Here is a 22,348-nt window from a genome sequence, read left to right as displayed (position 1 = left end):
TATTAATTAATCTTGAGAAAATTATGCAACCAAAGAGGCCATTTTTATCTCTCAAATATCATTAATTAAGATATGTTTTCATTTTGATAAATGATTCTTTCTCAAGAGACTCTTTAATAAGTTCATCTGCCTTGTTAGAATCTAATTCCTTTGCAATAAGGATACGTGCTGTAGAAATTGCCAAATCAATAGCCGATGAAGAAACCATGCGTATCGCATCCGCTTCTGCTTGAGCGATTTTTTGCTCTGCCAATTTATTGCGGTTTTTTACATATTCTTCTGCTTTTGTACGAGCCTCAGCAATAACAGATTCAACTTCATGTTTTGCTGCTGCAATAATTTCTTGCGCGTCTTTTTCTGCTTCTGCATGTTTGCGTTGATATTCAGCCAATATTTCCTGTGCTTCTTCACGAAGACGCAGAGCCTCATCCAGCTCATCTTTGATACGCTTCGCGCGTGCATCAAGATGGTGTATAAGCTTCTGTGGAATTTGGAAATAGACTAAAAGAGCTAAAAAAAGAACTAACCCAACAAATGCCCAAAAAGTATCAGTCATTTTTCTCTTCCTCAATAATCCGCAGCTTTAACAACTGAACGAACAGCCTCTTTGCTAATATCAACGTCAATCAATTTTTTCACAATTTCAAGAGCTACTTCTTCAGCAATAGAACCAACATTTTGCATCGCTTTATCCCGAATTTTTGCTATCTGTTTTTCAGCATCTGCGAGTTTTTTTTCTAAACTCTCTTCAATTTCTTTTCGTTCAAGCTCTGCTTTTTCTTTTAATTCTTCACTAGCCACCTGCGCTATAGCATGCGCTTTCAAACGCGCTTCTGCTAATTTCCGCTCATAAGTTTCAACAACAATGTCTGCTTCCTGCTTCATGCGCATTGCCTGATCTAAATCAGATGCGATTCGATCTCGCCGTGTTTCAATAACACCACCAATACGTGGTACAATTACACGAGAGATAAAAAGATAAAAAAGTCCGAAAGAAATTGCCAACCAGAAAAAATGCGAACCAAAATGTACAAAATCAAAAGGTGGAAACACACGATTTGCATGCTCTGCCACCTTTTTAACATGTTCTATCGACGTTTCAGTGTTCTGTGCATAAGCGCTTGAAACAAACATCTTCTTTCACCCTTTAAATAGCTTATTAAAGCCCTCTATAACCGATGATAACTGACTGGCATCTCTCTCTGGTTAAGAGCTAAAAGGGTAAACCTTTCCTCGTGCAAGAACAGATATACCCTTTTGATGATGATTAAACCCCAAAAAGAAGTAGTAAAGCAATGAGCAGTGAAAAAATTCCCAAAGCTTCTGTTACAGCAAAACCAAAGACGAGACGTCCAAACTGACTATCTGCCGCTGATGGATTTCGTAATGCACCAGAAAGATAGCTACCAAAAATATTACCAAGTCCTAAAGCTGTTCCAGCCATACCAAAGCAAGCAAGACCAGCGCCAATATATTTTGCTGCAAGCACCATTTCCATGTTATTCTCCTTTAAAGCGAAATTGCATTATTCGACGGAAAACCGCCAATTCTATTAATGTCCTGGATGAATTGCATCATTAAGATACATACAAGTTAAAACCGTAAAGACGTAAGCCTGAAGAAATGCGACCAAAAACTCAAGAGCAGTAATTGCTACAGTCATAATAAGCGGTAAAATCGAACCACCCACACCTACGAGTCCTACCCCAATCATTGAAACAACAAACCCAGAAAACACTTTAAGCGTAATATGACCAGCAAGCATATTCGCAAAAAGACGAAGAGAAAGACTAATTGGACGGGAGAGAAAAGAAATAACCTCAATCATTGTCACCAAAGGCAAAACCACAACAGGAACTCCACTGGGAACGAACAGTTTCAAAAAACTGACCCCATGCTTATAAAAGCCATAACCAATCACCGTCAAAATTACCACCATTGCTAACGAAAACGTGATCATGATTTGAGACGTAACCGTATAAAAATAAGGAAAGAGACCAATAAAGTTAGCAACCAAAATAAAAGTAAACAGAGAAAAAACTAAAGGAAAAAACTGCATTCCCTGCACACCAGATGATTCCCGCAGAGTCGATGCTACAAATTCATATGCCATTTCCGAAAGAGACTGCATCCGCGTTGGAACCAATCCACGACTCGATGATGAAATAAAGAGAAAAATAGAAGTTATAACAACCGTGAGGACTGTAAACAATGATACATTTGTAAACGATAAATCCATATTTCCTATGGAAATCTTAATCAGCCTTGAAATCTCAAACTGATGAATAGGATCTGGAGCGTGCGCTGTCACTTCAACCTCATTTATCGGACCTCTCATTGGCCCCTTTATCTTGTTTATCTTGGCGCGATACGCCTTTTTTTCCCAATTGACTGGAGGAAACATACCCCACAGACCGAAGAATACTCACTATACCAGCAGCAAATCCAAAGAAGAGGAAAAATACCAATCCCCAAGGATACGAACCTGCTAACTTGTCAAACCCCAACCCCAAAACAACACCAACTATAACACTCGCCAGAAACTCACTGGAAAGCTTAATTGCATCTGCCATCCCTCCTTGTGATTTTTCCCGCTTATTCTTATGCTCCCGCTTCTTTAATGCCTGCTTGCGCACTAAAGCTACGCTTAAGTTCCTACTACGACATTCCAAATCCTCTGAATGAAGACATTCTCCTTGCTTTTCCTCTTCAGCCTCCTTACGGCTTATAACGGGTCTCTCGCCCACCGCCATCATTGGCTCCTTAATTAAAAGCAAAGTAAGAATGCATTTCATAAAACCGTGTGCATCATATTGTTCCCGAATTTATTCGTCAAGATACTAAAAAAAATCTATCACAAATTATCGTATAAATTTTATTGTATAAATAACGTATTTTTCAATTTACATGCTTTCTTAAAAAGATATTCTGAGCACCTAAACCGACTTCACGACAGCTCCCATGAATAATATAAAACTCATAGAATAGCCTTTTTTACACTTAACAAAAGGCGTAAACTGACACCATCTTATTTTCTGGCTCCAAATTTTATATCAATCCTAGTTTTGAAAGAGAACATAAAAAACTAAAAAACATTATGAGAGCGTTGTTTTGCTCCTTTTATTCAAATAAACTTGCACTTTTTATTTTATGAAAATGATAATAATCAATGGTTTTTATATGATCCTATTCGCAAAGTATTTTACATATGCCATCACAGAACCCATCACTCAATGAGCTTGAGGGTATTAAGAGAGGTTTCTTTAAATACGAGATATTAATAAATCTAAAATTTTAAATAGATCAAGCCAATAGAACACAATAAAATTTAAATAAGATCACCATACCACTTTATACAATTTTAATCCACTTTTTTGAATTTTGCCCTTTATGATTGAATATCGGTAGATTCAGCAAATATTTTTTCTTTTTATTTAAACAAACTATTGTGAGCAAAAGCGCTTATTCATAGCCTTTATTTTTATGAAGCGATAATTTAATGCTTCTTTTCAAACGAGCATCATAACTATATTCCCCTACCCTCATATTGCATCTATTCTTGCATTTAAATAACCCATTAAGAGGATGATGTACTCTTTCTTAAATACTCCCTATCACACTCTTCTCATAACATACAAATAAATGATCTTTATCAAGATGAGAGAACTCTATTCAATAGCGCTCATGGTAAATGATTATCAATAAAATTAAAACTTTAGCAAATAAAAATTTTTTCTTTTATGAAAAGAAAGATCATTGAAAAAACTTATTTTTAAGATTCTTAAGTATAGATTTCATTCACTTAAAAAATTAAAGAGTTATCATTTCTTTTTGGAACGTGTCGCAAAAGGATTATCAGAGGCTCGTAATGATATGCGAACGGGTATACCAGACATATCAAATGTTTCACGTAACCCATTGACAAGATAGCGCAAATAGGACTGGGGCATACTTTGGGGGCGCGAGCAAGAAATCATAAATCCAGGAGGACGTGTCTTAACCTGTGTGATGTATTTAACCTTAAGTCGACGTCCAGAAACCGCAGGAGGTGGATGATGAGCCACAACAGTTCCAAGCCATTGGTTCAATTTAGCCGTCGAAATGCGACGATTCCATACACGGTGCATCATCATGACATTTTCCATCAGTTTATCGATCCCTTGACCATATTGTCCTGATAAAGGAACAGCTCTCAAACCACGAACTTGAGGAAGAAATCGCGCACATTTTTCATGCAAATCAATCAATGTGGTCTGACTATTTTCAATAAGGTCCCACTTATTGAAAGCAATAACTGGAACACGCCCTTCACGAATCACAAGATCAGCAATTTGTAAATCCTGCTTTTCAAAAGGTATCGTTGCATCAAAAACAATGACCACCACTTCTGCAAAACGAATAGCACGCAAAGTATCTGCAACAGATAATTTTTCTAATTTTTCCTGAATTTTCGATTTTCGACGTAAACCTGCAGTATCAAAAAGTTTAATATGACGACCACGCCATTCCCAATCTACAGAAATAGAATCACGCGTAAGTCCTGCTTCTGGTCCTGTTAACAAGCGCTCTTGTTTCAACATACTATTGATAAGAGTCGATTTTCCTGTATTTGGACGCCCCGCAATTGCAATCCTAATGGGCTTACTTTCATCGTAAATAAGCTCCTCTTCTTCCAAATCGTTTACATCATCACCAACAGATGCAGGCTGTATCGTAATATCTTCTTCTTTGTTGTTGCCAAAAGCATGCTCTGACCCCACAGCATCTATAATTGCATCACGCAGATCACTAAGTCCCAAACCATGTTCAGCCGATATTGGGCACGGCTCCCCCAAACCTAATGACCACGCCTCATACTCTCCTCCTGTTGCCGCTCTTGACTCAGACTTATTAGCAACAAGCACAATTGGCTTTCCTGATTTGCGAACCAATGAAGCAAAATTTAAATCACTTGGTGTTATCCCGCTCTTTGCATCAAATACAAATAAAATAAGATCCGCTTCATCAATCGCAGCTTTTGTATGAGAACGCATTCGCCCCTCAAGTGTATGATCACCTGCTTCTTCCAGCCCAGCTGTATCAATCACATCAAAACGTAGATCTTGAAGTTTTGCCGCATGAATACGTCGATCACGTGTTACACCAGGCTTATCATCAACCAAAGCCAATTTTTGCCCAACCAAACGATTAAATAGTGTTGACTTCCCAACATTAGGACGACCAACGATAGCAATGGTAAGGCTCATCGATTTATTCCTTATTTGCCTTGCCCTCAGCTTGTATCAGCTCAAGCATTATTCGAGCCCGATCTGTTATTTTTGAACCCGAAGCACCTTTTTCAGAAATTTTCTTAAAATAATAAACCGCCTCATCCATTTTATCCGCCTTATAAGCAGCTAAACCTAAAGCCTCTCTTGCAGACATATGCATAGGATCGGTATCACTTGTCATATCTTTGATACGCTTTTCAACATCAGCTAACGTCCCTGTATCAACTAGGATATAAGCCGCCCGAATTTTTGCAACTTTCTGCAAAATCTCTGGTGCTTTCTCATCCGCTGCAACAGAATCAAAGATCTCCACTGACTTAATAATGTCACCCTTCTCCATGAGTAAAGAAGCCTCACGTAAACGAGCAAGAAAAGGATACCCTCCAAAATGAGAGGTTTTAACAGTTTCTAATTGCTTTATCGCTTTATCAAAATGACGTGTATCCGCAAAATCAAGACTTTTTACAAATGCATCACCAATATAACCGGCTTTCTTTATTTGCTGATAATGGTAAATTTGATAAGCAACTATCATGAGTATAAAAAGAATAGCTGCTCCAATAATTGAAAAACCATACCGTCTCCAAAAAGCAAGCGCCTTTTCCTGACGAAATTCTGCATTCACTTCAGCAATAAAACTATCATACGACATATATCATACCTTGAAAAAAGTTACTTTATCTGTGCTTTTACGCATAAATGGACCAAGATGGTAGTCCTAATTAACTAAAAATATTTAAATTGCTCGTTTATTTATTTTAAATCAACATGTAGCCAAATAAATCGGATTTTTGCAACAGTCTTAATCGAAAATGATGTAAACGCCCTGTTTGTTCACATTACAGCTTTTACATATATTGTCTTGAGTCTTATAAAAAATTCACTGTTTTAATATTTATCATGATTGCCTATCATCTCAAGCGGATTTTCTCCACATTATATAGAGAGATAATCTTTTAAAGTCTTCAACGCAATCGTTGATAGTATTGGATTATAGAATTATAATAGAAAAGACAATTCTTTTAAAAACTTGAACAAAAAATAAATTTCCACGAATACCTACTAAAACCAAATAGATAAATCTTATCTGTATCAAAAATACCGAAGTGCCATAATAAAGTGTGGTATAATTTCAAATCTTCAGTTAAAGCTCTTTATACAAAATGTATCCCTTCAACTTATCTTCATACGATTAACAACCTTTTGTAATTGATCCTTAAAGTTTCTAAAAATATCCTATTGTAAGGGCCAAACCCACATAAGCATTGGAACAGCAATAATAACGATCAACACCGCCAATGGAGCACCCAAACGTGGATAATCACTAAAACGATATCCTCCTGGTGCCATCACGAGCATATTACTTTGATGTCCAATAGGTGTAAGAAACTCACAGCCTGCACCAATTGCAACAGCCATCAAAAAAGCTTCAGGCTTATAATGAAGGGAATGAGCAAAACTTGACGCAATTGGTGCTACCATCATCACTGTTGCTGCATTATTCAAAAATGGCGTGACCAACATAGCTGTCACCAACATAAGTGCTAAGGCACCAGATGGCGGAAAAAATATTGCCAATTGGCTCAGCCATTGACCAATGAGATCTGTACATCCTGTTTTCTCTAACGCTTCACTCACTGGAATAAGAGCCGCTAATAGTACCAATATTGGGCCATCTAATGCCTGATACAGATCACGCGCAGGCAAAACGCGAAAGATAACCATTGCAGCAGCAGCAGAAAAGAAAGAAAAAGCAACTGGAACAATATGAAAAGCTGTAAAAATAATGGCTATAAATAAAACAGCTAAAGAGATGAAACCATGTCGTAAATTTCCAAACACAATATTTCGTTTTGCTAGGGGCAAGCATTTCAATTCTCTTAATAAATTTGGAATAACTGCATCCTGTCCTTGCAAAACAATCACATCGCCAAGATGAAAAATAATATCATCGAGTCTTCCCCGCACCCTTTCATGTTGACGACTTAACGCAAGCAAATTTACATTATAGCGATCAAATAGAGAAAACTCTTTCGCACTAATACCAATAAGAGGTGAATTATGGGTAATGACTGCTTCAATAATATCAATGTCACTGTCCTTATCACCTGCAGCGATAGTTCGCCCTTTAGAAAACTCTAAACGAGCAGAGTTCATCACGCTATCTAACCCTGTATGCGACCCTTCCAGCAAAATAATATCATTTTCAGACAAAACAAAATCTGGTAATGGCGAAATAGATACTTTGTTTCGGATGATTTGAATCACCATAACGTCACCACTTGATGGCTTAACCAAATCAACAATATTTTTCCCTATAATCGGTGAATTTATTGGAATATGCACTTCTGCAACATAATTACGAATATCAATGGCATCATCAAATGATGCACCTGAACGCACACGCACAGGCAAAAGCCAATAAAAACAGACCAAATATACAACACCAGCCGTCGCAATAACCGCACCAACTGGTGTAAAATCAAACATAGTAAAAGGTGTTCCTGCTAAACGTTCTTGCATCGCTGAAATAACAACATTGGGAGATGTTCCTATCTGTGTCATAAGCCCCCCCAACAAAGAACCAAAGGCCATGGGCATCAAAAAGACAGAAGGAGAAACCTGAGAACGACGTGCAAACTGAAAAGCTATCGGAAGCATAATCGCCAAAGCACCAATGTTTTTAACAAACATTGATAATACGACAACAGAAAGAACTAAAAAAGCTAATTGAAGACGCACAGATTTCACGTCTGGCCATATCCGTTGAATAATAAATTCCATTATACCAGAGCGCGATACGGCCGTACTGACAACAAACACACTCCCCACGATAATAACAATATCATTACTAAAACCGCCAAAAGCTTCCTTCGGACTGACAAGACCAAGAGCACAAGCTATTAATAACGTACAAATAGCAACAAGATCATAACGAAATCGATCCCAAATAAAAACAACCATCATGAGACCAATGATCGAAAAAGCCATTATTTGATTTTCTGTCATAACACTCACCTCTCCCCATTAAATTATAATGTACAAAAACATATCTTTTATGTTTTAAATATTCCTATAAACAGCAGCAAGATAAAAGCAGACATCGGAATATTTTAGGATAATCTTAAAGTGATAAAAAATTATGATGCGCATAAACTTACCTCTCCTTATTATGCGTTCTTTTCTATAAAGTGCTAAACTCAAAGAAAATTGATAAAAGTTGATCAAGCTATATTGCAAAAAAGATGAGAATAACTCTAATATAGAGAGTAGATAATTGTTGAAACTGGTACACGCTATATTTAAACCTTTGTCGTTGCTTAAAAGAATTTATCTTCACTCTCAATTCAAAGAGTGATAAAAATGAAAGAAGAAAGAATGGTCAATCTTAATAGTGGGTATCAAAGTAACCTCAGATATTGGCTCACTTGTATTATTGGATTTGTTGCTATCTTGGCAATTATAATTGTTGGTGGATTTTATATCGCAAAACCCTATCTTGACAGTTTTGTAAAACAAGAAATAGCCCGTCGTGGTATAAAAGCCCTAACATCTGAAGTAAGCATTCTAGGTAGAGTCAATTTGAAGAATGTGACATTACCCGTCCCAGCTGGTACATCACTTAGAATTGGTGCCATTTCTGCCCGTCCTCCCCTTTCCTTTATTCCCGGAACTTTTACATTTTATAATGTTGATTTAAAGCATAATAATATTCATGTGCAAATTCCCCAAATTTCTCTTCGGAGTGTATCCTTAAAAGAAAAAGATAGAACGATAACATCACGGCTTTTACAATCAATGATGCGTATTGAGCTTTCCTCAATTATTGCTCCCAATATACAACTTTCTATAGAAAATAAAAATAACCGAATAGAAACGGTTGAAGTCAAGAATTTCCAGCTTTCTGATTTTAAAAATGGCCATATCCGTTCAGTTAGTATTAAAAATATGGATCTTAAAACAGTTGCAGTAAATGGTGCCAAACAGATGCAGCTTATGGCTAAAAGTGATACAATAAAAGCTCATGATATCGACATCAACTATGCCTATTCTATCATTTTTGGAAAAAACAACGCTCTTAACCAAGATAAAGCCGTTACTGGCCCCATTTCTCTGAATAATGTGAGTATCGATGTGTTTGAAGAAGCGGGAAAAAGTAGTTCTTTCTTCCTCGGACAGTTTAAAACATCTGGTTTAAAAATGAAGCCGCTTGAACAAACTCCTGAAAAATTAATCAAAGCTTATCTTAATGCAAGAAAAGAGAATAATAAAATCGCTGAAAAAATAGCACAAAAAGGTCTTCTTCTAAACATACTGCTCGCCATTACCTCAGCGGATGCCAAAGTTGATAATGTCACCGTTGATATACCGCAGTTGAAAGCAACACTCGAATCACTCCAATTTAAACCAACCTTGTGGAAACAACCTATCCCAAAAAAGCTTTTTCTTTCTCTCAATAACCTTTCCGTTCTACCTAAAAAAATGAATGAAAAAGACTTAGAGTTCTTCAAAAATCTGAACTTTGAGCGCTTTGACATTTCAGGAAAAATTGATATTTCTTACGATGAAAAAAAACGTATGCTCCTTCTTGATGCAATGTCTTTCAATATGAAAGACGTTGGATCTGGTAACATATCGGCTAAGGTTATTGATGTTGATGAAAAGCTTTTTTCTGGTCAGCAAAATGTAATGATTGCTGCTTCTCAAGACTTTGGCATCAATGAAATTGATGTGCAATATAGGGATGCAGGTTTCATTGATAAGCTTTTTTCTTATCTTGCGCAAAATCTTAATGACAGCCAACATGATCTTAAAAAGGAACTCTATGACGATTTCTATCTAATGATGACGCAGACCCCAAAAATGCTGCTAAAAAATCATGACGAAGCAGAAAAAATTTCAAAATCCTTAGGGGAATTTGCTAAAAATCCACAAACATTGATTGTTAAAATTAAAGCAAAAGATAATAAAGGGCTCACAATGGTTGATCTCGAATCAGCTCTACAAAATGATCTATCCAAGGCTTTAAACAAAGTACATCTCACTATTAAAAATGAAGCATCACCTTAAACATTTTGTGCTTTAAATATGATGATCTTGTCTATAAATTAAGAACTTTATTCCTCTTTTTGCTTTTATATGATACAGAAGGTATCATATAAAGTCATTTACACAGAGAATATAGAATCCTAAAATTGTCGATGCTTGGAGTTGTTCATGTCTGATTTATCTTCAAATCGCCTGCCTAATCGCGCTTCTCGTGTCACCAATCAAGCGCTTTCTGCGATCGAGCGTTTTCTCCATATTGAAGCTCTTAGTGGTATTGTTCTTTTATTAGCTGCTGCTGCTGCACTTATTTTTGCCAATTCTAAATATGCTGCTTTCTATGAATCTTTTTGGCATACACCTCTTGGCTTTAATTTGGGTCATTTCACTCTTTCATGGGATTTACATTTCTGGGTTAATGATGCTCTTATGACTATTTTCTTTCTCGTCGCAGGAATGGAAATTCGACGCGAAATTCATGAAGGTGCTCTTGCCGATTTTAAACAGGCAATCTTACCAATTGTTGCCGCAATAGGAGGCGTTTGTGTTCCCGCAATTATTTACTTTATCTTCAACTTTAACGAGGGGCATATACGCGGTTGGGCTGTGCCAACAGCAACAGATATTGCCTTTGCTCTAGGTATTCTTGCTCTTCTTGGAAAAAAAATTCCTTCTAATCTTCATATTATTCTTCTATCATTAGCGATTATTGATGATATTATCGCTGTTCTTATTATTGCTTTTTTCTACTCAACAAACATTGATCCTAGCGGTTTAATGATTGCAGGAGCAGGTATTACTTTAGTGCTATTTTTTCAGTGGATCGGGCTTGCATCAGCATGGCTTTACATTTTACCTGGTGCAATCATTTGGTGGGGTTTAATGGTAACAGGTGTTCACCCATCACTTGCTGGTGTAATCTTAGGGATGATGACTCCCGTTCTTCCTACCCGTACTCTTGTAGCGCCACTCACCATGCTCAGTAACGCTATGCAAATTCTTCAAGAAAAAAATACAAAAACAGATCTGCATCATATTTCAACCGCATTGAAAAAAATGCGCAAAGGACAACGGGCCATGATTGCTCCAGTAACACGCGTTCAAAAAGCGTTGCATCCATGGGTTGCATACGGTATCATGCCAATCTTTGCCTTCGCAAATGCAGGAGTAAGTTTTGCAAACTTTGATCTTTCTTCTGACAAATCATTCTTGATTGTTTTGGGTGTTGTCATTGGTCTTTTCGTTGGTAAGCCTCTTGGTATTATCACAGCCAGTTATATAGCCGTAAAATCAGGGCTATGCCGCCTACCCCCTCATATGACATGGACAGGCGTTTTACTCATTGGTTTTTTAGCAGGAATTGGCTTTACAATGTCTATCTTTGTTTCAATGCTCGCTTTTAAAGATATTGTTCTGCTTGATGCTGCAAAAATTGGGGTCCTTTGTGGCTCTGGTTTATCTGCTCTTATCGGTCTGGGATATGGATTTATTTATATTAAGCGCAATAAAGGAATTTCCCGTAGCTCCTGACGAGCTAATTGAAAATACATTTTTATGCAAAACTTTTAAAAAGTAATTTTGCTCATTTGTTGGATTCGGACAATATTTAATGTGAAATCCGTTGTCTCACCTCATCTTTACACTTATGAAGGAGAAATTTAACATCATCATACTATTTACTAACCTCTAATGTCGCAATACCTTTGACACTTAAGAAGATTCATAAGAAATATTTTTATTCCTTTCTTCAATAATCTTTTATTCATACACCAACTCCACTCGTGATATACACAGGAATGATTTTAATTGTTTCAATATAAAAGGCTTCGTGGTTTCAGAGAAGCTGCCTTTCGTCGGAAAAATTATTCACTATAAATAAAAATTTAATTGTTATAAATCAATATCTTATGTTAAATTATAAGAAACAGATAAGAATAAACAAAATTCCGTAATCAGTTAAGTAATTCCATGGCTTATTTTTCCCAATAAACCACCCTTCTCGTTACTGATTTTATTGCTGGTATTTTAAACAACTTTAATTTTTATCTTCTTAAAAGGCACATTATTTTTGGTAAAAATATTTCTTTAAAACAAGCGCGTAAATTGGCAATATAATAGCGTTTTTGTTTTACGTGAAAGGCATATACGATTTATTTAACGTAATAAACAAAAACGTGAACCAATATGTAATATCCATTATTTAAAAGATATTTCTGTCAATACCTTTGAAAGTTGTAAAGCAGAATTAAAAGGAAATTGTAAAATGGAAACTGGTTTTCACTTTTATGGCTTTATATTCTCCCCCAATTAGCTTTTATCTCCATTTCAGAGATTCCCCCAACAAGTATACGCAACATCCTTGTTCCTATCTGGCATACAAAAACAGGAGTTGCTCGTAGTCCCCTTATTCGTCTCAATATATATCGTCCAACATGCATCTACGCTGACATTAGATATTGATACAGGTAACAAAAAACAAAAGATTTATTTGGAATAACAACGTTATAAAATCACTACTCGATTGACAATGGAGTGGAAAAATATCCTCGTTTTTTATCATAAACACATCGCTTGTCTCACTCCATGAAAAAATTAAACTTGAAGCATGCTTCCATAGGGAGCACTCTCGTTTACGTAATTAACTCGCGGGAAAAAATTAGTCATTTAGACTATTCTAAAACATACGATCAGGAGAAAAATAGAGCGTATATACCGCTGCTCTCCCCTTTTCCCGCTCTTAGTTGATATTTATTTTCTTTTTGTTTACGGAGTTAGCTCTATATTTCTTGATACCATAAAATACTCTTTACAGATAATTTAAAAAACAATATTTCCGAGACTTTCGAATTATACAACGCTACATTAAATATAATAAGAGTAAAATAATATTTATAAAAATATCTTTATTGGGAATAAACGTATTAATTACTGCACTTTGATAACATATCTTATATTCACTTCAAATGGATATCCCCATTCGAATGCATTATGCTATTAAAAAGTAATTACAAAACAAGAGAATACGTTTCGCATTCATATACTGAATAAAAACAAATTGTGGGAAAAATATTTAACAAAATAAGAATAATAAAAATGGCTATATTTCTTACAAGAAGAGTTTCACTTACAAAAACAACCATTTGAAAAATATGTAAACATGATAAGAAACTAGCACGATATACGGCATAAATGAAAGAATGTATTTCATGCGTAATTGGCAGTATGACAAAGAAAATACTTGTAATAGAGTAGTTAAGAGAAGAAAGTTAACCTAAAGAATATACGGAGGTATCGAAAACTCTAAAAATCTTAATCATAATTCAAAAAAAGACAAATAGACATAAGAAAAAATTTAAGTAATGAAAGCAACACGCTATAACATTATCATTTAATTTTGATCTATCGTTACATGATTTTATGAAAAGTGCTTCTGAAGAGCTCTATAAGCCACAAACGCATAAGATATAGTAATTTTATAACTTATAGCGCAACATAAATATTGTCTATAGAGATATATTTTTTATTGCCTCATAATACAGAAAAAATTAAATTTACAAGATATATATAAAGCCATAAACAACCATTTGAGACAAGCTAAATATCTCTAGAAAATACATCTTCAATTCTATTTTTAGTAATGCCGTCACTAATCCAATAAGCTCAAATTTCTCTAAGATTTATAACATTAAATCTGTATTCACGAGGCTGTCCCTCATGCAACATGCATCCTTTGAATAAACGCAGTGCATTATTCCTTCTTCTATTAAAGCTTATTGTAAAGACTTCTCCATCCCTATCTATAGGCTCTAAAACGTTTATAAACGGCATATTTTATATCCATTCTTAAACAGTTTTATCCAAACATCTTTCTCTTGTAATGTATAAGCAACCATTTTTAAATTCATCATGAACAAGTTTAAAATAAGAGAGTTTTGCTGTATTAAATATTCTATTTAAGTTAAAAATATAAATTATCCTTAACAAAAATTATTAATATATATTAAAGCTTTATGTTATTGAAACTAAAAAATGCTTATCCCTTATCAAGTGCATAAACAGCATGTAATGTTCTAACCGCAAGTTCAGTGTAAGCACTATCAATCAAAATAGAAATTTTAATTTCTGAGGTCGTAATTGCTTGAATGTTAATACCCTTTTCAGCCAAAGCCTTAAATGCTGTAGCGGCAACACCTGCATGGCTACGCATTCCAATACCAATCACAGATACCTTGGCAAGATCACTTTCAAATTGGAGAACATCAAATCCAATTTCTTTGCGATTCTTCTCAAGAAGTGCAACAGCTTTTTCTACATCTGATGATGGTACAGTAAAAGTCATATCCGTTTTTGAGCCATCTTCAGAAATATTTTGCACAATCATATCAACATTAATGCGCTCTTCAGCCAAGGGACCAAAAATTGCTGCCGAAATCCCTGGACGATCGGCAAGCCGACGAAGGGAAATTTGCGCTTCATCCTTAGCAAAAGCAATACCAGTAACATTTTGTTGTTCCACGATTTCATCCTCATCGCAAATAAGTGTTCCAGAAGAACTCTTTGGATCCTCCATGCCTAACGCATCAGGATCCTCAAAACTTGAACGCACAAAGGTACGAACCTTATGAACCATTGCCAATTCAACAGAACGAACCTGTAAAACCTTTGCACCAAGAGAAGCCATTTCCAGCATTTCTTCAAAAGCTACTTTTGGTAAACGACGCGCTTTCGGTTCTATACGTGGATCCGTTGTATAAACACCATCTACATCCGTATAAATATCACAGCGATCAGCTTGTACAGCCGCGGCTATAGCAACAGCACTTGTATCTGATCCCCCACGCCCTAAGGTAGAAATCCGGTTATCTGGAGCTAACCCTTGAAAACCAGCAATAACAGCAACCTGACCTTCCTGAAAACACTCGATTAAAAAAGATCCATCAATATCAGTAATACGTGCACGTCCATGCGCATTGTCTGTATGAATGGGAATTTGCCAACCAAGCCATGAACGTGCATTCACACCCATTTCTTGAAGTGTCAAAGCCAACAAACCTGAAGTAACCTGTTCACCAGAAGCAACCACAACATCATATTCACGAGCATCTCTATGCTTGGAGGAAGCATCACACGTCCACTGAACAAGCTCATTGGTTTTACCAGCCATCGCAGATACGACAACTGCAACCTCATTGCCTGCATCAATCTCTCTTTTGACATGCCGTGCAACATTATGAATACATTCAATATTTGCTACAGATGTTCCACCGAATTTCATGACAATGCGCGCCATTAATAACACTCTTACCTTTACATCTCTTATCTCAAACGGTAATGAGAATTAGATGCTGTATCAACTAACCATTTTCTCGACATAGCGAATATCTATCATTTGTGCAAGTTTCATTATGATTATATTAATTTCTCTTGACTTTGTATAAAATCTACTGGACTTGATCATTAAAAATAAAAGGCAGGCAACATGATAGATGAAACACAAACAACTATTGATCAAAGTGAAATTGATCATTTTTCACGTATTGCTACAGAATGGTGGAATCCACAAGGAAAATTTCGACCTCTTCACCAATTTAACCCAACGCGCCTTGCTTACATCAGAGAAAAAATTTGTTTAGAGTTTAATCGTGACCCTTGTTCATTTACGCCCTTTGACAATTTGAAAATTCTTGATATTGGCTGTGGAGGAGGCTTGTTATCTGAACCAATGGCACGTCTTGGTGCTATGGTTGTAGGCGTTGATGCTGCACAAACAAATATTGAAGTCGCAAAAACCCATGCAGCTCAAAATGATCTTTCCATTGATTACCGCACGATGACAGCAGAAGCTCTTGCCAATGAAGGAGAAAAGTTTGATATTATCCTTAATATGGAAGTTGTTGAACATGTCGCTGATGTTAATCTCTTCATAGCAGCTACAGCAAAAATGTTGAAACCACAAGGGTTAATGTTTGTCTCAACACTCAACCGCACGTGGAAATCATGGGGGCTTGCTATTGTAGGTGCTGAATATATTCTACGTTGGCTTCCTAAAGGAACACATGATTATAAAAAATTCCTAAAACCTCTAGAACTTAAAAATTTCTTATCAAAAAACGCTCTGACTGTCATTGATGAGATAGGTATTACTTATAACCCATTAAATGACAGCTGGAATCGCTCAAAAGACATGAGCGTTAACTATCTCCTTCTCGCAAAACGGTCTTAAGGATATGTAATTTACAAATATTATACGCCTTGTAATAAAGAATTGAGCTTTCCCTCAGCCTCTAAAGCATAAAGATCATCACAACCGCCAACGTGATAATCACCTATAAAAATTTGTGGAAATGTATTACGTCCATTTGCACGCTGTACCATTTCTTGGCGAAGGGATGTGGAAGCATCAATATCTGTATACTTTACGCCTTTTTTATTAAGCAAATCACGTGCTTTTGTGCAATAAGGGCAGTTAGGGCGTGTATAAATTATTATCTCTTTCATAGTATTATCCTCCAATATTTTTTAATAATATTCACTTTAAATTCCTCTTACGAGGAGGGAAAAATAGAATCTTCTTTGAGAACACGCGAAAATGTTAGCACATCAACCTGCCGTGCACCTGCATATTTTAATGCAGCAGCTGCTGCTGTAACTGTTGCACCCGTTGTAAATACATCATCAATCAGCAAAACAGAACATCCTTTGAGATATTTTTTAACCTTATGCGAAACCTTAAAAGCATTTTTTACGTTAAGTTTTCTCTCTCTTGAAGAAAGACTAACCTGCGGACGGGTATGCCGGCAACGAACAAGCCAACTCGGTTTTAAAAGCTTTTTTTGTGATGCCGCAATATAACGTGCAAGCTCAGCAGATTGATTATAACGCCTCTCCCAAAAACGACGAAAATGCAATGGAATGGGAATAATAACATCACAATCATCAATAACCTCGCGTCCAGCAAACATCATCCAATTGGCCATAAATGATGCCAATTCTATATGATCACCATATTTTAAGCGCGTTACTAAAGTTCGTGCAAGCCCTTTATGAACAATGACTGAGCGAACACGTGAAAAAGGATGAGTATTACGGAGTGCTTCACCACTAAGAAAACCATCCCCCATATCACAAACAAAGGGAGTCCCCATAACAGGACAATAAGGTTTTGTGATAAATTGAAGGTCTTTCCAACATTCGGAGCAAATCGTGCCATAAGTAGAAACATTTTGCTTACATCCAGGACAAATTGGTGGATAAAGCACAGTTTTCAAGCGTTCAATGAACTTACTTAGTATATCCCCACTACTTAACGCCGCTTCTCGAAAATACAACATTATAAATTTAGGCTTTTACAAGTTTCCCTCAGAACAAAAGTTCCTTTGTATTTCCTCAATTTATAATTTTAATTCCTTTAAAAACTCTTACCTTCTATAAATTTATTTTTCTTTTATATTATAAACTTGACAGAGCTTGCACAAATAATGAACCTTTTCAAAATATATTCTTCCATAGAGCGAAAGTGTTCCACAATATGTCGCATCCTTTAATTTTTGATCATAACCGCATTGAACAATTCCGAAAACGTGCCTTTCAAAAAGCAAAAAAAGGATACGACTTTTTACTCTCTCACATGGCAGAAGATCTCTATAAACGTCTTAGCACTGTTGATCGCCTCTTTACATTAGCTCTCGATTTACACAGCCATACAGACCTTGCTGCGCAAGCTTTAATGAAATCTGGAAAAGTTTGTTCTATAGAACGTATTGAGACCGATACGCTTTACCAAAGCCATGATAAAAAATTTCATTTACGTCATCGAGAATTTCTTGATTTACCTCAAAGTTACTGTGACCTTATTGTTTCACTTCTTTCATTACAATTGACCAATGATACCCCTGGTGTTCTAAGCCAGATAAAAAACACCCTTAAACCAGATGGCTTATTTCTTGCTGTTATGGCAGGAGCTGGTACATTAAGAGAATTGCGCGAAAGCCTGCTGCAAGCTGAAAGTGAAATTTATGGTGGAGCAAGCCCTAGGATCTATCCTTTTGCCGACATTCGTGATGCAGGCGCTCTTTTACAGCGTGTTGGCTTTGCTCTGCCTGTAGCAGACGTTGAAGATATCACAATACGTTATAATACAATGTTTGACCTTATGCACGATCTTAAAGCTATGGGAATGCAAAATGCACTCATCAATCGTTCACGACGCCCTGTATCTAAACGTTTTTTTCTCCGCGCAGCTGAAATCTATGCACAACGATTTAGTGATCCTGATGGACGTATTCGTGCACATTTTTCTTTCATCTGGCTCTCTGGTTGGGCTCCTCATCCCCATCAACAAAAACCCCTACAACCTGGTTCAGCGCAAATATCTCTTACAGATGTTTTACAGCCCAAAAAAATATAATCTAAAATTATTTTTTAAAAATACTTTTATCTGTTGTCCGTAATATTTGACTGGTAACCGTTCCAGCTATCATTGAATCGCTCACGTTTAGAGCAGTACGTCCCATATCAATTAGCGGTTCGATAGAGATAAGTACAGCAACCAAAGTAACAGGAAGCCCCATAATTGGTAACACAATCAATGCAGCGAAAATAGCGCCTCCCCCCACACCAGCAACACCAATAGAACTCAACGTCACGACCCCAATAAGCGTAGCAATCCAAGTAGGATCAAGAGGATTAATACCCATAGACGGTGCAATCATGGTCGCAAGCATCGCTGGATAAAGACCAGCACAACCATTTTGTCCAATTGTTGCCCCAAAAGAAGCTGCAAAACTCGCAATGGATTGTGGTACACCTATCCACTGTGTTTGCGCTTCAATATTTAAAGGAATACTTGCAGCACTTGAACGACTGCTAAAAGCAAATGTTAAAACCGGTAAAACCTTTTTGAAAAAACGAAAGGGATTAACCCCAGAAATACCAAGCAATACACCATGAATTCCAAAAATTAAAATAATACCGACATAAGATGCAATGATAAAAACCAGTAAATTTAAAATATCTGCAATACGCGATGTTCCTCCTACTTTCGTCATAAGTGCAAAAATACCATAAGGCGTCAAAGCAATCACAATACGGACTAACCGCATAATCCAAGCTTGTCCCACTTGAATAAATAAAAGCGCTTTTTCTCCTTTTTCTGGCTCATCTTTCTTTAAAAGAAGAACCGCTGCACCTAAAAATGACGCAAAAATAACAACACTGATAATTGACGTACGTTTGGCTCCACTCAACTCAGCAAATGGATTTTTAGGAATCATAGACAAAATCATCTTTGGTATATTCATATCTCCAAGTTTAGAAATATGACCTTCAAGAAGAGCAGAAACATTTTGCCCTTCATGCACCAAACCATCAGTTGTTAATCCAAAAAAATTAACCACAAGCACACCAACCAATGCTGAAAGAGCCGTTGTAAAAAGCAATATTGAAATTGTTATTATACTCATCTTTCCAACAGCATAAACAGAATGTAAATGAGCAACTGCTGAAACAATAGAGATAAAAACCAGTGGCATAACAATCATTTGCAACAATAAGATATAGCCCTCACCAACAATGTTAAACCATTCAACGGATTTCAATAAAGTGCTTTCACCCTCTCCATAAACAAACTGCAAAACACTTCCAAAAATCAAGCCAAGGATAAGCCCTAGCATAACACGTAGTGAAAGACTCCATTGCATTCTCTTACTTTGAGAAACCAACAATAAAAAAATAACAAATAGAAATAAATTGACGAAAAAATTAAATGTCATTGTCTATGCTCACTTACTATTGTTATGATTGACGTCAATAATCTGCATAATTCAAAATCAATGCATGATATTTAAAATTAACATAAAGCTTACCAGGATTTTACAAAATCATTATTTTTTTAATTTATCGATTAAAAGAGAACTTTTTATCTACTAATAACTGTTTAAATAAAATAAATAAAATTATTTTCCTATTCTTTAAATTTACGCTCTCATAAAATAGTTAAAAAAGAGAAATATAAACAACATTCATTGCGTCTTAATACTGAATAATTCCAGCATATCTTATCCTATCAATATCCTTACCTCTCTCTTTTTCTATTTGAACTGAAGCGAGCTTTCCAAGAAAGGATGAATTAACAATCGAACATTCATGACTTTTCTAGAAAATACACCAACAAGCTACTTTTGCTAATTTTATGGACTGTACTCTCAACAGCTTTGACCAGCATTTCAAATATAATTATTTTATTGAAAAGACCTTTCATACATTCTTTCTTTGCTCTCAATGAAAGCTTTTTTATTTTTCGAAATTCTTTTTATAGTCATAAAAAAGACTTTGAACGCCACAATACCTATTGAATGACAAAATATTGATTTATAAAAATAATTTACTGTTTTGCATATTAAATGAGAGTCCCGAATAACGTAAGATTCTCTTATTTCAAACCTGTTTATCTTGAATCAATCAAAATCACTTGCTTGCACGTCACAAGCAGGGCTGGCGTGTAAATAAAAAATGTATAAGAAAGGAGTAGAAATACTTCTTATGAAACGTCTTAATTCAAGAGCTATCACAACATTGGAGGGCGGAGCTTGGGCAGAAAATATAAATAATATGATTGCTTTTTATAATAGTGCAGTAAAATGTTTTAATGATACCTATCTATATGCTGATCGAACAACACGTGCACGTACCGTAGATAATTTTATCACTTTAGATGTAAAAAAGATAAGTTGTAGTTATAATGTTAAGCAAGAACTAATCAGAGGAAGGGTTTTTGAATTTGAAGAGACATGTCTCACGCAAAGTTCGTATCGTCCTTTTACACGACTATGGCTTTATTATAATCGTATCTTCAATGACGGAGTTGATCAGATACCACATGTATTCCCTATGGGGCAAGCAGTAGAAAATAGAGTCATAGAAATTACAAGCATAGGAGCACGAAGCTGTTTTTCTGTGTTGATAGCTAAGAATTTACCTAATCTAGATGCAATAGATACAGGCCAATGCTTTCCACAGTATCTTTATAAAAATGTTGAATCTTCTATAACTGATCATGATGAGAAACAATCCCATTTGTTTACAAATTCAATAAAGGAAAGAAAAACATCTGGTTTACAGAGGCGTGATGCCATCACTGATAAAGGATTAACGCATTTTAAGCTGCTTATCCTAGTGAGACCATAACTAAAGATGATCTATTCTATTAAGCTTACGGATTATTGCATTCAAAAGATTACCGTACTCGCTATGCTCATAATTTATGCAAAGAATTGCCTCGTATCCCCTGTGTAAAAAGCGCTGAAGATTTCAGGATATTGTGGACAACAGAGTGTGAGTTTGATCACTTGCACATAAATTATGAAAGTGTGGAGCCTTATCTTGTGACCTTTAAAAAGGATAAATCTACTGTTATTTACAACAGCAATATCATCATGAAAAACATCCCTCTTGAAGCTTATGAGTATATCGTTAATGGCAACCCCACTCTTGAATGGGTTATGGAGCGTCAATGTGTAAAGATAGATAAAAAGAGTGGCATCGTTAATGATGCCAATCGCTATGCTATTGGAACCATTGGTAACCCTGCTTATCCATTAGAGTTGTTTCAAAGGATCATACTATAAGTTTAGAAACAATGAAAATTGTTAAAAAACTACCAAAATTAGAAGTGTGAGAAACCGAATAGACTTATGAGGTTAACACACCTCATAAAGATCTCTTGTGTATTGCTTTAAAACGGCAGTCTATAACTTTAACCATCTTATTAAGTTTATTACCTACAATCTTAAAAGGATAGTTTATATGTGTTATTCTAAAGACAAGGCTTTGCACTTTTAGACACTGTTATTTGGATTGCTTTTAAAAGATTATATCATAATCTAAAATGATAGCTTTATTGTTTTCAAAAGCTCTGTTGAAAAAGAGCTATATGTATTCATTTTACTTATAGATTTTGAAGGTGTCTAAAATCCTCAAAATCTTCAAGAACCTCAAAACTAATAACCATAATGGTCTTAATAGCATTTTTTATG

Annotated in this window: 16 protein-coding genes and 1 pseudogene; 5 read left to right on the top strand and 12 right to left on the bottom strand. The window is 35.8% G+C overall.

Annotated elements, in window-relative coordinates:
• Positions 1 to 61 precede the first annotated feature (61 nt).
• The 8 genes from ACFIKH_RS03800 to ACFIKH_RS03765 form a co-directional block, all read right to left on the bottom strand.
• A complete protein-coding gene (locus ACFIKH_RS03800; protein WP_375625676.1) occupies positions 62 to 556 on the bottom strand; it encodes a F0F1 ATP synthase subunit B in 495 nt (164 codons plus the stop codon).
• Positions 557 to 567: 11 nt separating this feature from the next.
• Positions 568 to 1,134: a F0F1 ATP synthase subunit B gene (locus tag ACFIKH_RS03795; RefSeq protein WP_375625674.1), complete on the bottom strand. Its 567-nt coding sequence runs from the start codon at positions 1,132 to 1,134 to the stop codon at positions 568 to 570.
• A 133-nt stretch (positions 1,135 to 1,267) separates the two neighbouring features.
• Positions 1,268 to 1,498, bottom strand: a complete 231-nt coding sequence (locus ACFIKH_RS03790) for a F0F1 ATP synthase subunit C (protein WP_005773968.1) — start codon at positions 1,496 to 1,498, stop codon at positions 1,268 to 1,270.
• A gap of 54 nt (positions 1,499 to 1,552) precedes the next feature.
• Positions 1,553 to 2,311, bottom strand: coding sequence for a F0F1 ATP synthase subunit A (locus ACFIKH_RS03785; RefSeq protein ID WP_375625192.1), 759 nt, complete (start codon positions 2,309 to 2,311; stop codon positions 1,553 to 1,555).
• 7 nt (positions 2,312 to 2,318) lie between these two features.
• Positions 2,319 to 2,753 carry an AtpZ/AtpI family protein gene (locus tag ACFIKH_RS03780; protein WP_375625147.1) on the bottom strand — a complete coding sequence of 145 codons (435 nt, stop codon included), beginning with the start codon at positions 2,751 to 2,753 and terminating at the stop codon, positions 2,319 to 2,321.
• A 1,068-nt stretch (positions 2,754 to 3,821) separates the two neighbouring features.
• Positions 3,822 to 5,246 (bottom strand): ribosome biogenesis GTPase Der, encoded by a 1,425-nt coding sequence (der, locus tag ACFIKH_RS03775; RefSeq protein ID WP_375651589.1) that lies wholly within the window; start codon positions 5,244 to 5,246, stop codon positions 3,822 to 3,824.
• A gap of 4 nt (positions 5,247 to 5,250) precedes the next feature.
• Positions 5,251 to 5,922, bottom strand: coding sequence for a tetratricopeptide repeat protein (locus tag ACFIKH_RS03770; protein ID WP_375625149.1), 672 nt, complete (start codon positions 5,920 to 5,922; stop codon positions 5,251 to 5,253).
• Positions 5,923 to 6,506: 584 nt separating this feature from the next.
• Complete coding sequence (locus ACFIKH_RS03765) at positions 6,507 to 8,279, bottom strand: SLC13 family permease (RefSeq protein ID WP_375625671.1); 1,773 nt, start codon at positions 8,277 to 8,279, stop codon at positions 6,507 to 6,509.
• A 354-nt stretch (positions 8,280 to 8,633) separates the two neighbouring features.
• Between ACFIKH_RS03765 and ACFIKH_RS03760 the strand changes: the two genes are divergently transcribed.
• A complete protein-coding gene (locus ACFIKH_RS03760; protein ID WP_375671040.1) occupies positions 8,634 to 10,340 on the top strand; it encodes a hypothetical protein in 1,707 nt (568 codons plus the stop codon).
• 147 nt (positions 10,341 to 10,487) lie between these two features.
• Complete coding sequence (gene nhaA / locus ACFIKH_RS03755) at positions 10,488 to 11,846, top strand: Na+/H+ antiporter NhaA (RefSeq protein ID WP_375625667.1); 1,359 nt, start codon at positions 10,488 to 10,490, stop codon at positions 11,844 to 11,846.
• 2,503 nt (positions 11,847 to 14,349) lie between these two features.
• Here the strand turns inward: nhaA and ACFIKH_RS03750 are convergent.
• A complete protein-coding gene (locus ACFIKH_RS03750) occupies positions 14,350 to 15,606 on the bottom strand; it encodes an aspartate kinase (RefSeq protein ID WP_375625153.1) in 1,257 nt (418 codons plus the stop codon).
• A 189-nt stretch (positions 15,607 to 15,795) separates the two neighbouring features.
• Between ACFIKH_RS03750 and ubiG the strand changes: the two genes are divergently transcribed.
• On the top strand, positions 15,796 to 16,539 hold the full coding sequence (gene ubiG / locus ACFIKH_RS03745; RefSeq protein ID WP_375625154.1) for a bifunctional 2-polyprenyl-6-hydroxyphenol methylase/3-demethylubiquinol 3-O-methyltransferase UbiG: 744 nt from the start codon (positions 15,796 to 15,798) through the stop codon (positions 16,537 to 16,539).
• Between the two features lie 20 nt (positions 16,540 to 16,559).
• On the opposite strand, the gene grxC is transcribed toward ubiG, so the two are convergent.
• Both grxC and ACFIKH_RS03735 read right to left on the bottom strand, forming a co-directional pair.
• Positions 16,560 to 16,814, bottom strand: coding sequence for a glutaredoxin 3 (grxC, locus tag ACFIKH_RS03740; protein WP_273787883.1), 255 nt, complete (start codon positions 16,812 to 16,814; stop codon positions 16,560 to 16,562).
• A 47-nt stretch (positions 16,815 to 16,861) separates the two neighbouring features.
• A complete protein-coding gene (locus ACFIKH_RS03735; RefSeq protein WP_375625155.1) occupies positions 16,862 to 17,647 on the bottom strand; it encodes a ComF family protein in 786 nt (261 codons plus the stop codon).
• 197 nt (positions 17,648 to 17,844) lie between these two features.
• On the opposite strand from ACFIKH_RS03735, the gene ACFIKH_RS03730 reads away from it, so the two are divergent.
• Positions 17,845 to 18,723, top strand: coding sequence for a methyltransferase (locus tag ACFIKH_RS03730; protein WP_375625156.1), 879 nt, complete (start codon positions 17,845 to 17,847; stop codon positions 18,721 to 18,723).
• Positions 18,724 to 18,730: 7 nt separating this feature from the next.
• Here the strand turns inward: ACFIKH_RS03730 and ACFIKH_RS03725 are convergent, their stop codons facing one another.
• A complete protein-coding gene (locus tag ACFIKH_RS03725; protein ID WP_375625157.1) occupies positions 18,731 to 20,086 on the bottom strand; it encodes an L-cystine transporter in 1,356 nt (451 codons plus the stop codon).
• A gap of 820 nt (positions 20,087 to 20,906) precedes the next feature.
• Between ACFIKH_RS03725 and ACFIKH_RS03720 the strand changes: the two are divergent.
• Positions 20,907 to 21,990 (top strand): annotated as a pseudogene (locus ACFIKH_RS03720) (type ISP restriction/modification enzyme); the annotation flags it as partial.
• Positions 21,991 to 22,348: the final 358 nt, after the last annotated feature.

Origin of the sequence: Bartonella sp. SD1336NMGDW (genome assembly GCF_042193565.1) — a bacterium.
In the GTDB taxonomy this organism is placed as follows: domain Bacteria; phylum Pseudomonadota; class Alphaproteobacteria; order Rhizobiales; family Rhizobiaceae; genus Bartonella; species Bartonella grahamii.
This window is presented reverse-complemented; position numbering and strand designations above follow the sequence as displayed.